Annotated in this window: 10 protein-coding genes; 7 read left to right on the plus strand and 3 right to left on the minus strand. The window is 69.7% G+C overall.

The genetic code is table 11. The features are described 5' to 3' along the window. Positions 1 to 36: 36 nt before the first annotated feature. The 3 genes from WG902_RS07900 (at position 37) to WG902_RS07910 (ending at position 5,831) form a co-directional block, all read left to right on the plus strand. Positions 37 to 1,317, plus strand: coding sequence for a methyl-accepting chemotaxis protein (locus WG902_RS07900; RefSeq protein ID WP_340059395.1), 1,281 nt, complete (start codon positions 37 to 39; stop codon positions 1,315 to 1,317). 187 nt (positions 1,318 to 1,504) lie between these two features. Further along, a complete protein-coding gene (locus WG902_RS07905; protein WP_340059396.1) occupies positions 1,505 to 2,407 on the plus strand; it encodes a mechanosensitive ion channel family protein in 903 nt (300 codons plus the stop codon). 22 nt (positions 2,408 to 2,429) lie between these two features. Next, positions 2,430 to 5,831 carry a DUF748 domain-containing protein gene (locus WG902_RS07910; protein ID WP_340059397.1) on the plus strand — a complete coding sequence of 1,134 codons (3,402 nt, stop codon included), beginning with the start codon at positions 2,430 to 2,432 and terminating at the stop codon, positions 5,829 to 5,831. A 7-nt stretch (positions 5,832 to 5,838) separates the two neighbouring features. Here WG902_RS07910 and WG902_RS07915 read toward each other — a convergent pair whose 3' ends face one another. Both WG902_RS07915 and WG902_RS07920 read right to left on the minus strand, forming a co-directional pair. Continuing rightward, on the minus strand, positions 5,839 to 6,840 hold the full coding sequence (locus tag WG902_RS07915; RefSeq protein WP_340059398.1) for a 4-hydroxythreonine-4-phosphate dehydrogenase PdxA: 1,002 nt from the start codon (positions 6,838 to 6,840) through the stop codon (positions 5,839 to 5,841). Beyond that, on the minus strand, positions 6,837 to 7,820 hold the full coding sequence (locus WG902_RS07920; RefSeq protein ID WP_340059399.1) for a Bug family tripartite tricarboxylate transporter substrate binding protein: 984 nt from the start codon (positions 7,818 to 7,820) through the stop codon (positions 6,837 to 6,839). Before WG902_RS07920 ends, WG902_RS07915 begins: the two co-directional genes overlap by 4 nt. 117 nt (positions 7,821 to 7,937) lie before the next feature. Between WG902_RS07920 and WG902_RS07925 the strand changes: the two genes are divergently transcribed. Further along, positions 7,938 to 8,882 (plus strand): LysR family transcriptional regulator, encoded by a 945-nt coding sequence (locus WG902_RS07925; RefSeq protein WP_340059400.1) that lies wholly within the window; start codon positions 7,938 to 7,940, stop codon positions 8,880 to 8,882. Next, positions 8,879 to 9,169, plus strand: coding sequence for a hypothetical protein (locus WG902_RS07930; RefSeq protein WP_340059401.1), 291 nt, complete (start codon positions 8,879 to 8,881; stop codon positions 9,167 to 9,169). Before WG902_RS07925 ends, WG902_RS07930 begins: the two co-directional genes overlap by 4 nt. A 244-nt stretch (positions 9,170 to 9,413) precedes the next feature. Here WG902_RS07930 and WG902_RS07935 read toward each other — a convergent pair whose 3' ends face one another. Continuing rightward, positions 9,414 to 10,022: a hemerythrin domain-containing protein gene (locus WG902_RS07935; protein WP_340059402.1), complete on the minus strand. Its 609-nt coding sequence runs from the start codon at positions 10,020 to 10,022 to the stop codon at positions 9,414 to 9,416. Positions 10,023 to 10,214: 192 nt separating this feature from the next. Between WG902_RS07935 and urtA the strand changes: the two genes are divergently transcribed. Together urtA and urtB are read left to right on the plus strand one after the other, a co-directional pair. Then, positions 10,215 to 11,489, plus strand: coding sequence for an urea ABC transporter substrate-binding protein (gene urtA / locus WG902_RS07940; RefSeq protein ID WP_340059403.1), 1,275 nt, complete (start codon positions 10,215 to 10,217; stop codon positions 11,487 to 11,489). A gap of 110 nt (positions 11,490 to 11,599) precedes the next feature. Then, positions 11,600 to 13,168 (plus strand): urea ABC transporter permease subunit UrtB, encoded by a 1,569-nt coding sequence (gene urtB / locus WG902_RS07945; RefSeq protein ID WP_340059404.1) that lies wholly within the window; start codon positions 11,600 to 11,602, stop codon positions 13,166 to 13,168. The last annotated feature ends 70 nt before the right edge of the window (positions 13,169 to 13,238 follow it).

A 13,238-nucleotide genomic window follows, 5' to 3' on the forward strand; every position in this document is an offset into this window, starting at 1 on the left:
CCTGGAGACCCGCCGTGACCGGCGTCCGGAGACTTCATGATTTCCAAACTCGGCATCGCCACCCGCCTGTGGTTGCTCGTCGCCCTCCTCCTCGCCTGGATGGGTACGGTCGCTGCGCTCGGAGGGTGGCAGTTGCACGCGGCACAACAGCGTGGCGCGGAGCACCTCGCGGCCATCCGGCAGCTGGTCGACCGCCAGGAGGCTTTCGGCTCGATCGAAGACCTGCAGCGGCAGGTGCGCGCGGGAGAAGCGCGCTTGCTGGCGGTCGATGCCGCCGAACTGCGCAGCGCGGCGCTGCTGCAAGTTGGGCTGCTCGGCTTTGCGCTGCTCGCTTCCGCCCTGTGCGCCAGGCTGCTGGTGGCGAGCGTGCGCGCGCCGCTGCGCGAGGTGATCCAGCACGCCATGCGCATTGCCGACGGCGACTTGAGCGGCGACGTGCGGGTGTTCGGCAAGAACGAAACCGCGCGCCTGATGCAGGCCACCGCCGCGATGACTGCGCATCTGCGCGCGCTGGTGCGCGAGGTCGCCGAGCGGGCCGATGTCGTCGCCCACAGCAGCGGCCAGGTCTCCCAGGGCCATGCGGACCTGTCGCAGCGCACCGAGGAGCAGGCCGCGGCGCTGGAGGAAACCGCCAGCCAGATGGAGGAACTGACATCCACGGTGGCGTTGAACGCCGACAATGCGCTGCGCGCGAGCGAGCTCGCGGGCGAGGCGGCCACGCTGGCCGGTCGCGGCGGCAGCATCGTCACCGAGGTGGTGAGCACGATGGGCCGCATCTCGGAATCCTCGGTCCGCATCGCGGAGATCACCGGCGTGATCGACGGCATCGCCTTCCAGACCAACATCCTGGCACTCAATGCGGCCGTCGAGGCGGCGCGTGCGGGCGAGCATGGCCGCGGCTTCGCGGTCGTGGCGGCCGAAGTGCGCACGCTGTCGGAACGCAGCGCGCATGCCTCCGGCGAGATCAAGCAATTGATCGCGAGCTCAGTGGCCCAGGTGGACGGCGGGGCGCGCCTGGTGGCCGACGCAGGCGCGGCCATGGGGGAGATCGTGGAGTCGGTGCGCCAGGTCCATGCGCTGGTAGCGGAGATCGCCGCAGCAAGCACGGAGCAGAGCGTCGGCATCTCGCAGGTGAACACGGCGGTCGCGCAGATGGACCAGGTGGTGCAGCAGAACGCCGCACTGGTGGAAGAAGCCGCCGCGGCGATGGAGGCGATGCGCGAGCAGGCGCAGGGGCTGCGGGATGCGGTGGGGCGGTTTCGGCTGGGCCAGGAAGAAGCGGCGCCGGTACTACCAGGCAGGCTGCAGCTTGCGTAGGCCGGGATGAACCCCTTGTCCACCCGCCGCGAGGAGTCGCGGGCGCATGCCCGCCGCCCAGGGGGCCCCGACTGGCGCGCCCCTGCGCCGCCCGGAGGTCCCGCGCAATGGGACTTCGGGCCAACTTGCGCAAGCGGTCCGGTTTGCCTATGGTGGTTTTTTTGGCGTTCGCGCGCAGGAGTGGGCCATGGACACGAACCAGGTCGTCGGCTGGTGGGACCAGGCGCAGCCCATCCTGCTGGCGTTCGGCTTCAAGGTGCTGGGCGCCGTGGCGGTGTTCGTCGCCGGACGCTGGCTGATCGGCAGGGCCACCCACCTGATCGGCGCCGCCATGGGGCGGCAGCAGGTCGATGCGACCGTGCAGCGCTATGTCGCCAGCTTCCTGGCGGTGGCCCTCAACGTCATCCTGGTGGTGGCCATCCTCGGCTACTTCGGTGTCGAGACCGCTTCCTTCGCGGCGCTGGTGGCCGGTGTCGGCGTGGCGATCGGCGCGGCCTGGAGCGGCCTGCTCGGCAATTTCGCCTCGGGCGTGTTCCTGCTGATGCTGCGGCCCTACCAGGTCGGCGACTACGTCTCGATCGGCGGCACCGAAGGCACCGTGGTCGAGCTGGGGTTGTTCGGCACCACGATCAACACGCCCGACAACGTGCGCACCGTGGTCGGCAACACCAAGGTGATAGGCAGCGACATCCGCAACTACGTCGCCAATCCTTACCGGCGCGTGGACCTGGTGGCGCAGGTGGCGGCAGGCGCCGACGTGAACAGGGCCATGGCCCTGCTCAAGGCCGCGGTGTCCCGGGTGGACAACATCTGCACGACGCCCACGGTCGACGTCGCGATCCTGGAGTTCAACGAATTCGGGCCCAGACTGGCGGTGCGGCCGTCATGCCACAACGCCCATTACTGGCAGGTCTTCTGCGACAGCAACAAGGTGATTGCCGACACGCTGGGCGCCGCCGGCTTCCCGGTTGCGACGCGGCCGCTGCGCATCTACACCCAGGAATCGGCGACGGTGCCGGTCACGGCGATGCCCGCGTCGGCCCCAGGTGCGGCGTTCGAGCCCATCAAGGTGACGAGGCCGCTGCCCTGAGCGGCGCGGCCCTGGAGCGGCCTTGCGCCACGTTCTCCGTCGCTCGCCCTTCACGCGCTGGCTCGCGGTCGCGGTGCTTTTGCTGGCGGCCTACGCCGCGGTCGGCTTCTGGGCCCTGCCGTTCGCCATCGAGCGCCAGCTGCCGCGGTTCGTCGCCGAAGAACTGGGTCGCCAAGCCTCGGTGCAGGAGGTGCGCTTCAATCCTTTCACCCTGCGCCTGGAGACCGGCAAGCTGGGATTCGCCGAAGCCGGTGGCCAGCCGCTGTTCGCGGTGGACGCTCTCACGGTGCAGATGGAATGGCGCTCGATCGCGCAGCGCGCCTGGACCTTCGGCGAAGTGCGGCTGGCCGGGCCGCGCGCCACGCTGGACATCGCGCCGGACGGCCGCTTCAACGTCGCCGAACTGCTCGAGGCGGTGAGCCGCCGCTGGCCGCCGGAGCCGGATGCCCCGCCGCCGCGCCTGCAGATCGCCCGCGTGACGCTGGAACGCGGGCAGGTGCTGTTCCAGGACCGGCAGGCCGGGTACGACAACCTGCTGGCCCCCATCGACATCACGCTGGACCATCTCAGCACCCTGCCGGGGGAAACCGACAACTTGCGCTTCAGCGCGCGCACCAAGCGCGGCGGCGCGCTGGAATGGCAGGGGCAGACCTCGCTCAATCCGCTGCGCGGCCACGGCAAGCTGACGCTGGACGGCCTGTCGCTGCCGGAAATGGCCGGCTACTTCAAGCCTTATACGCGCGCCCGGATGGCGGCGGGTCGGCTTTCGGCCACCTTGCCCTACCGCTTTGCCTACGCCGGGGGAAAGTGGGAAGCGGCGCTGATCGACGCACGGCTGGGGCTCAAGGAGGTCGCGCTGGGCCGCGAAGGCGGGGCCGACGCCTTCGCCACGCTCACGGAACTGGAGGCGACCGACATCGACGCCGCCTGGCCCGCGCGCGAGGTGAGCGTCGGCGAGTTGCGCGGCACCGGCGGCCGCATGGCCGTGCTGCGCGATGCGCAAGGGCAACTGGACCTGGGCAGCCTGCTGCTGGCCGCGAGCGGGCCATCGCAGCCTGCTGCGCCGCCGGCGAACGCGGTGCCGCAGCCCTGGACGTTCGCGCTCCGGCGACTGGTGGTCGATGAGCAGACTCTCAGCGTGCAGGACGAGACGGTGCAGCCGCCGCTGCGTGCCGCCGCCGGCAAGCTGCGGGTGCAGTTGCGGCTCGCGGCGCAGCTGTCGGGGTCCGACCTGCAGATGCAGGTGGAGGACGCCTCCGTGGCACTGGCCGACGTGACGCTGTCGCAAGGCGAGCTGACGCCCTTCACGCTCGCCGAGCTGGGAGTCGATGGCGGCAGCGTCGACCTCGGTGCGCGCAAGGCCAGCTTCGCGCGGCTGCATGCGCGCGGCGCTGCCGTGCGGGTGCGGCGCGACGCGCAAGGGCGGATCAACCTCGCCGACCTGCTGCCGGGGGCCGGCGCGCCGCAGGCGGCTGCCGCGGTCGAGCCGCCGTGGAGCGCGGCGATCCAGCGCGTCGAGCTGAGCGAGCTGGCCGCCGAGGTCGAGGACGAAGCCACCGGAATGAAGCTGCGCGTGCACGGTGCTGCAGCCACCCTCACCGACGCCAGCAGCGACACCCGGCGTCCCCTGCGCTTCGAGGCTGGCGCCCGGGTCGACGAGAGCGGCTTGCTCGCCGCGCGCGGCAGCGTGGTGCCGGACACGGGGGCCGTGCAGGCCGAGGTGCGGGTCGCGCAGCTGGCGCTGGCGCCGCTGCAGCCGCTGCTGCGCAAGTACGTCAAGCTGAAGCTGGCGCAGGGCAGTGTTTCCGCGCAGGGCCGCATCAGCGCCGGCGCCGCAGGACCGGAGCCGGCGCGGCTGCGCTACCTCGGCTCCTTCGAAGTGGCGGGATTGCTCCTGCAGGACGATGAGGGCGCCACGTTCGCTTCGTGGAAGAGGCTGGGTGCGGACCGGGTCACCGCGAGCCTCGGCCCGGACCTCGTCGACATCCCCGACCTGCACGTGAGCGGGCTCGACGCCCGGATGGTGATCGAGCCGGACCGCAGCCTGCACGCCGCGCGCCTGCTGGTTGCCGCGCCGAAGCCGGCGCAGGCGGCGCAGGCGGCCGCGGACGCCGGCACGCCGTTCCCGGTGCGCGTGCGGCGGCTGCACGTGCAGAACGCCCGGCTGGATTTCGCCGACCTCAGCCTGCTGCCGCAATTCGCCGCGCGCATCCACGAGCTCAATGGCGTGGTCACGGGGCTGTCGACCGAAGCGGCGGCGCGCACGCAGGTCGAACTCGATGGGCGGGTCGACGAATTCGGCGCGATGCGCGCCCGCGGCGACCTCAACGTGTTCGCGCCGGCGCAGAACACCGACCTCAACGTCGTCTTCAAGAACGTGGACATGGTGCCGGCCTCGCCCTACTCGACGAAATTCGCGGGCTACAAGGTGGCCGAGGGCAAGATCTCGCTGGACCTGCAGTACAAGCTGCGCGACCGCCGGCTGCAGGGCGAGAACCAGATCGTCATCGACCGCCTCACGCTCGGCGAGCGCGTCGACGGCCCCGACGCGTTGAAGCTGCCGCTGCAGCTGGCGATCGCGATCCTGAAGGACGATCAGGGCCGCATCGACATCGCGCTGCCGGTCAGCGGCGACCTCGACGACCCGCAATTCAGCTACGCCGCCCTGGTGTGGAAGGCGATCGGCGCCTTGCTGGCCAAGATCGTCACGGCGCCGTTCCGCGCGCTGGGGGCGCTGTTGGGCGTCAACGGCGAAACGATGGAAGCGATCCACTTCGACCCGGGCAGCGACCGGCTGGCGCCGCCCGAGCGCGAGAAGATCCAGCAGGTGGCGCAGCTGCTGGCGAAGAAGCCGCAGCTGGTGGTGTCGGTTGCGGCGCCATATGGCGAGACGGCCGATCCCGCGGCGCTCAAGGTGCGCGCGGTGCGCATGGAGGTGGCGGGCGGCGCCGGCATTGCGCTGGCGCCCGGCGAGGAACCGCCGCCGGTGGATTTCAGCGACGCCGACGTGCGCAAGGCGCTGCGCCAGCTCTATGTCGCCCGCTTCGGCGAGCCCGCGCTGGACGAGCGCAGGCGCGCGGCCGAGAGTGCGGCGCCCACCTCGTCAGGCGCCGACGCGGCTGCCGGCAAGTCGGCCAAGCAGATGGTGCCGGCGTGGCGGCGGGTGGGCCAGTTGCTGCAGGGCGAACCGCAGGTGCCGGACGCGGCGGCTTTCTACCAGGACTTGCTGCAGCGGCTCAACGAGGCGCAGCCGCTGCCCGCCGAGGCCGTCGTCGCGCTGGCCAGCCGGCGGGCCGAAGGGGTGGCCAGCGCGCTGAAGGACGCCGGGGTCGAGGCGACGCGTGTCACCGCGGGCGCCCCGGAGAAACTCGAAACGGAGCCGAAGGGGCAGGTGCCGGTGAAGCTGGCCCTCGACGTCCGCTGACCCAGGTTCAGGTCGACGCGATCCGCACGCACAGGTCGAAGGCGTGCTGCAGTCCCTCGATGCGCGCGATGCCCTTGCCGGCGATGTCGAAGGCGCTGCCGCTGGCCGATGTCGCCACGGGAACCGGCAGGCCGCCGTGCAGCGTGACGCCGCGCTCGAACCCCATCAGCTTCATCGCGATCTGGCCCTGGTCGTGGTACATCGAGACCACCGCGTCGAAGTCGCCGCGGCGCGCCGCGATGAACACGGTGTCGGGCGACCACGGACCGCTCGCATCGAGGCCGTCGCGACGCAGGCGCTCGACGGCCGGGGCGATGATCTCGATCTCCTCGCTGCCGATGGAGCCGCCGTCGCCCGCGTGCGGGTTCAGGCCCGACACCGCGATGCGCGGCCGCGCGATGCCGGAGCGGCGCAGGGCCGCGTCGATGATGTGCACCGCATCGGCCACGGCAGCCTCGGTGATCAGCGCGGCCACGTCCTTCAACGGCACGTGCGACGTGACGCGCGAGGTCCACAGCTGGTCGGTGATGTTGAATTCGCAGGTGAAGGTGTTGACGTCGAAGAGGCCTTGCATGTAGCGCAGCTCGTCTTCCTCCTGCATGCCCGCCATGCGCAGCGAATGCTTGTTCAGCGGCGCGAAGACGATGCCCTGCACCTTGCCCTCGCGTGCCAGCAGCGTGGCGGCGGTCAGCGCCTGCAGCGCGGCCTGGCCCGCGGCTTCGCTGCACTCGCCCATGCGCGCGGCGCCGCTGGCGGGCTCCGGCTGCAGCAGGTGCGTGATGCGGCCGGGCTCGAAGCGCAGCGGCTCGCCGGGCTGGATGCGCAACACGTCCAGCCGGCTGCCGGCCAGGGTCTCGCCGCCGGCCAGCACCGACGCCGGCGCCACCAGCAGGATGTCCGCGGCTTCACGGTTCGGCGCCCGCGCCAGCAGCTTGACGCCCATCTCGGGGCCGACACCCGCGGGGTCGCCGAGCAGCACGGCGAGGCGGGGTTTTTGCGGGGTGCTCATTGACCCTCCGCCTTGATGTTGGCGTCCTTCACCAGCTTGCCGAAGCGCTCGAACTCCAGCCGGTTCATTTCGGCGAACTGCACGGACACCAGGGAACCGACGTCACCGCCCATGCCCTTGATGCGCGCCTGCACGTCCGGCATTTTCAGGATCCGGGTGATTTCCGCGGTGAGCGTGTCGACCACCGGCTTGGGCGTGCCCGCGGTGACGTACAGGCCGTACCAGGTGGTGACGTCCACGCCCCTGATCCCGAGTTCCGACATGGTCGGCACGTCGGGGATCTCGGGGGAGCGGCGGTCCGCCATCACCGCGAGCGCGCGGAACTTGCCGCCCTTGATCTGGCCCATGGCCGACGACGTGGAGTCGAACATCATGGTGACGTCGCCGCCGATGATGTCCACGTGCGCCTGCGCGCTGCCCTTGTAGGGGATGTGGATGGACTTCGTCCCGGTGGCCAGCGAGAACGCCTCGCCGGCGATGTGCTGCGTGCTGCCGATGCCGGACGATGCGTACTTCATCGCGCCCGGGTTCTGCGCCATGGCGGTGGTGAGGTCCTTCACCGTCTTGTAGGGAGACGCGGCGGACACCACCAGCACGTTCGGCATCACGGCGACCAGGCCGATCGGCTGCAGGTCCTTCAGCGGGTCGAACTTCAGCTTCAGCAGGTGCGGTGCGATCGCCTGGGCCGTGTTCGTGGCCAGCAACAAGGTGGTGCCGTCCGGGGTCGCCTTGGCCGTGATTTCCGCGGCGATGGTGTTGGAGGCGCCGGGACGGTTTTCGACGACCACGGACTGCTTCAGGTCGGTGGCCAGTTTCTCGGCCAGCATGCGCGCCAGGATGTCGGTGCCGCCGCCCGGCGACGCGCCCACCATGATGCGCAGTGGCTTGTCGGGCCAGGCTTGCGCGAAGGCCGGGGTGCCGGCGGCAAGGCAGAGGGCGAGCGCTGCCAGGGCAGCGGCGCGGCGGGTGGGGTGCGTCATGGGATGTCTCCTGCGCGCCGATCGGCGCCGGCGCTTGGCTCGCAGGGTAAGAGCTCCAGCCATTCCCGGCAAATGAAATTCCCGGAATAATCCATATTCATTCGAATATATCTTCCAATGGCCAAGACCCCCATCTCCGATGCGGCATTGCTGCTGAGGCTGCGCACCCGCCAGCTGCTTCTGCTGGAGGCATTGGGCCGGGAGAACAACCTCGGCCGCGCTGCTGCCGGCCTGGGCATGAGCCAGCCCGCGGCGACCAAGCTGCTGCAGCAGGTGGAGGAGGCGATGGGTGCGCGCCTGTTCACGCGGCTGGCGCGCGGCATGGAGCCCACGCCAAGCGGCGAGGTGCTGGTGCGCTACGCGCGGCAGGCGCTGGTCGACTTCGGCTTCGCGCGCGAACAGGTTGCGGCGCTGCGCTCGGGGTTGCGCGGCCGCCTTCGCCTGGGCACCGTGCCCGGTGCGCTGCCGCAGTTGCTGGCGCCGGCGCTGGCGGAATTCAAGCGGCAGCACCCGCGCGTGGCGGTGTCGTTGCTGGTGGAGACCAGCGACGTCATGATCGCGCTGCTGGAGCGCGGCGAGGTGGACCTCGTGCTTGGCCGCCCGACCGAGCGCCACAGCGATGACGAGCTCGACATCGAGCCCTTGCTTGCCGAACCCCAGGTGGCCGTCGTGCGCACCGGCCACCCGCTGCTGTCCCAGGCCGGGGTGACCCTGGAAGACCTGGCGCACTGGCCGTGGGTGCTGCAGCCACCGGGCTCCCCGCAGCGCAGCCGCTTCGAGTCGGCGTTGCGCGAGGCCGGGCTGCATTCGCGCCTGGACATCACCGAGACCGCATCGACCGTAGCGACGACGGTGCTGCTCGAAGCCAGCGACATGGCCGCGATCATGCCGGCGTCACTGGCTGCGCACTATGCGCGGCTCGGGGTGCTGCAGGTCGTGCCGCTGGAGCTGCCGCTGCGGGTGCCGTCGATCCACCTCATCACCCGCCGCCACCGCGAGCTCACGCCCGCCGCGCAGGGTTTCGCGCAGGCGTTGCGCAGCGGGGTAGCATCGACGCCATGATCGTGGTGTATTGGCTCGAACGCGAGAGCGCGCAGGCGCCGGCGCAAGCGCGGCATGCGGAGTTCGCGGAGGACGCATTGGGGGCCGGGCTGCAGTTCGCAGAGCAGTTGCGTGCGCGGCGACGGCAAGGCGAGGGGATCAGCCATGTGGCGATCCAGTCGGAGTTGCCGCAGTCGGTGGGGCATGCGGGGGTGGCGGATCCGGCCGCGGGGTACGCGCACTACAAGAGGCGCATCGATCCGGCGCTTCCGCTCGGACGGCCGTCGGGCGAACAGCCCAAGGACTGAAGAGAGCGGAGACCTGGGCATCATGGCGGGGTCGCTGCGCGAACCCGCCCTACCGGAGCGTGCATCATGGCGGGGTCGGTGGCGCGAACCCGCCCTACCGGAGCGTGCATCATGGCGGGGTCGGTGGCGCGAACCCGCCCTACCTGAGCGTGCATCATGGCGGGGTCGGTGGCGCGAACCCGCCCTACCTGAGCGTTCTTCGTAGGGCGGGTTCGCGCAGCGACCCCGCCTTCCCAGGCCATCTTCAGGGCCGCGAGAAGCGGCTGCGCGCGGCGGCCAGGCGGTCGCCGTAGCGGTGGCGCGTGAGCAGCTGCGCACCGGCGAGCAGCGCGCTGCCGGCAGCGACGATGCTGCCGGCGCTCAGCGACCGGGCCATGCTGCTGGCCAGTTCCGGCGTGCGCGGGCCGGCCAGTTCCAGCCGGCGGCGCGTCATCTGCGCGCCCAGGTCAGCCAGTTTGTTCGGCAGCAGGCGCTCGGCGGCCGGCAGCAGTTGCGTTTCTTCGTCGGCCACGTGGTGCATCACATGCCGCATCAGCGAGAAGAAAGTGTCGTCGAAGGCGGGGTCGCCCACGGGCATGTTGCGCAGGCGCGAGATCAGCCCGCGCATCTCGTCGTGCTCGGGCGTGCTCTTGCGCAGGATGTCGGTGTCGGCCACCACGCGCAGGGCGGGATAGAAGATCTCGTCTTCCAGCTGCGTGTGGATCTCGATCGCCAGGCAGACCTGGTCCGCCAGCCCTTTCTTCAGCCGCGGCGGCGAACTCACCTCGTACTGGTGGAAGGCGCTCAGCACGTGCGTATGGTCCAGCCGGATCTGGTTGGTGATGCTGGGAGACAGCTGCGACAACAGGGACATGGGGGCGCCTCTTGCTTGGCAATGCAATGGGGAGATTGAGCCCGGCCGGGCGGAGGTTGACTGTCGGACGGCGCCTGCGGGCCCCGTAGTCGGGCGAAGCGCCCGGCCGTACGCCATGTGTCGTACAGACCTGCCATCCGCTCATCCCTAGCATGGCCCTGCGTCATCTCTTCGCGCACTTCTGGAGCACACATGCAACGTCGATTCACCCTCAAGGCCCTCACCGCGGCCGTCGCGCTGGCTGGCGCCGGCTTCCCTGCCTTCGCGCAGTCCAACACCATCAAGGTCGGCGTGCTGCACAGCCTGTCCGGCACCATGGCCATCTCGGAGACGGTCCTCAAGGACACGGTCCTGATGGCCATCGACGAGATCAACGCCAAGGGCGGTGTGCTGGGCAAGAAGCTCGAGCCGGTCGTCGTCGACCCGGCCTCCAACTGGCCGCTGTTCGCCGAGAAGACCAAGCAGCTGCTCACGCAGGACAAGGTTTCCGTGATCTTCGGCTGCTGGACGTCGGTCAGCCGCAAGTCGGTGCTGCCGGTCGTCGAGGAACTCAACGGCCTGCTGTTCTACCCCGTGCAGTACGAGGGTGAAGAGCTGTCCAAGAACGTGTTCTACACCGGCGCCGCGCCCAACCAGCAGGCCATCCCCGCCGTCGAATACCTGATGTCCAAGGAAGGCGGCGGCGCCAAGCGCTTCGTCCTGCTGGGCACCGACTATGTGTACCCGCGCACCACCAACAAGATCCTGCGCGCCTTCCTCAAGTCCAAGGGTGTCGCCGAGGCCGACATCATGGAGGAGTACACCCCCTTCGGCCACAGCGACTACCAGACCATCATCGCCAAGGTGAAGAAGTTCTCCGGCGAAGGCAAGAAGACCGCGGTGATCTCCACGATCAACGGTGACTCCAACGTGCCTTTCTACAAGGAGCTGGGCAACGCCGGCCTGAAGGCCAAGGACGTGCCGGTTGTGGCCTTCTCGGTGGGTGAAGAGGAACTGCGCGGCGTCGATACCAAGCCGCTGGTGGGCCACCTCGCCGCCTGGAACTACTTCATGTCCGTCAAGAACCCGACGAACACCGAGTTCACCAAGAAGTGGGGCACCTACGCCAAGGCCAAGAACATCGCCGGCCACAAGGACAAGCCGCTGACCAACGACCCGATGGAAGCCACCTACATCGGCGTGCACATGTGGGCCCAGGCCGTGGAGAAGGCCAAGTCCACCGACACCGACAAGGTCATCGCCGCCATGGCCGGCCAGACCTTCAAGGCGCCGTCCGGCTTCACCGCCACGATGGACATGAAGAACCACCACCTGCACAAGCCGGTGTTCATCGGTGAGGTCAAGGCCGACGGCCAGTTCAACGTGGTGTGGAAGACCCCCGGGCCGGTGAAGGCCAAGCCCTGGTCACCGTACATCGACGGCAACGACAAGAAGAAGGACGAGCCGGACGGCAAGACCAAGCTCTGATCCTGTCTTCCTCCCTCCCCCTGCGGGGGAGGGTCGGGGTGGGGGCGCTCTGCGGTGCGCCCCTCACCCCAGCCCTCTCCCCGGCGGGGAGAGGGAGCCTTGGGACCCTCATGCTCCGAATTCTCATCCTGCTTCTTTCGCTCGCCGCATCGAGCGCCCACGCGCTGACGGCCGCCGAAGCGTCCGCCATGGCCGTCGGCGAATCCGACGCCCGCATCGAAGCGCTCAACAAGGCCGTTGCGGCCGCGGACGACAAGACGGCGGCTTTCATCCAGGCGCTGGCCGACGATGCCGTCAAGACGGCGGGCGGCAAGGTCTTCGTCGTGCGCAACGACAAGGGCAGCGACCCGGTCACCGGAGCGGAGCTGGCGGTGCCGGCGGACGCCGAGGACGTGGTCAACAACAACAGGATGCGCGGGGAGCTCGATTCGGCTTTGTCCGCGCTGAAGCTGTTCTCGAAGGACGACAAGCTGCGCGCCTCGGCGGTCGCCGAGTTGCAGAAAGACCCCGACGAATCCAAGCTGCCGCTGATCGAGAAGGCCTACGCCTCCGAACAGGACGCGGCCATCAAGGAACAACTCGGGCTGGTGCGCGCGGCGGCGCTCCTGAGCAGCTCCGACAAGTCCCGAAGGCTCGAGGCCGCGCAACTGCTGTCCACCGCGCGCAGCCCGGCGACGCGCAGCCTGCTGCTGCAGCGGCTGAAGGACGAAGCCGACGCCGATGTGAAGGCGGCGCTGCAAGGGTCGATCCGCAGCATGGAGTCCTCGCTGGTGTGGGGCGAGCGCGCCGCAGCGGTGTTCTCCGGCATCAGCCTGGGCTCCATCCTGTTGCTGGTGGCCCTCGGCCTGGCCATCACCTACGGGCTGATGGGCGTGATCAACATGGCGCACGGCGAGCTGATGATGATCGGCGCCTATGCCACCTACGTGGTGCAGGGCCTGTTCCAGAAATACCTGCCCGGCGCCTTCGACTGGTACCTGGTGGCGGCGGTGCCGGTGGCCTTCGGGGCATCGGCGTTGATGGGCGCGGTGCTGGAGCGCGGCGTCATCCGCTTCCTCTACGGCCGCCCGCTGGAAACGCTGCTGGCCACGTGGGGCATCAGCCTGATGCTCATGCAGCTGGTGCGCACGGTGTTCGGCGCGCAGAACGTCGGCGTGGAAAACCCCAGCTGGATGAGCGGCGGCCTGGCCATCACGGGCAACCTGCAGCTGCCCTGGAACCGCATCGTGATCGTCGGCTTCGCCTTCGCGGTCCTGCTCGGCATGGCCTTCCTCATCTCGCGCACGCGGCTCGGCCTGTTCGTGCGCGGCGTGACGCAGAACCGGCCCATCGCTTCCTGCATGGGGGTGAACACGGCGCGGGTGGACACCTATGCCTTCGCCCTCGGCTCGGGGATCGCGGGCCTGGCCGGCTGCGCCTTGAGCCAGATCGGCAACGTCGGCCCCGATCTCGGCCAAGCCTACATCGTCGATGCCTTCATGGTCGTCGTGCTCGGGGGTGTCGGGCAACTGGCCGGTACGGTGTATGCAGCGCTGGGGCTGGGCGTGTTGAACAAGTTCATCGAGGGCTGGGCCGGCGCGGTGCTGGCCAAGATCGCGGTGCTGGTGCTGATCGTGATCTTCATCCAGAAACGGCCGCAAGGGTTGTTCGCGGTCAAGGGACGGAGTGCGGAGGCATGAGTGCGGTGCTCGATGTTCTGGAACCCTCCCCCCCTGGGGGAGGGCCGGGTGGGGGCGCTTCGGCGAGCGG

The organism is Ramlibacter sp. PS3R-8 (genome assembly GCF_037572435.1).
Classification (GTDB): domain Bacteria; phylum Pseudomonadota; class Gammaproteobacteria; order Burkholderiales; family Burkholderiaceae_C; genus Ramlibacter.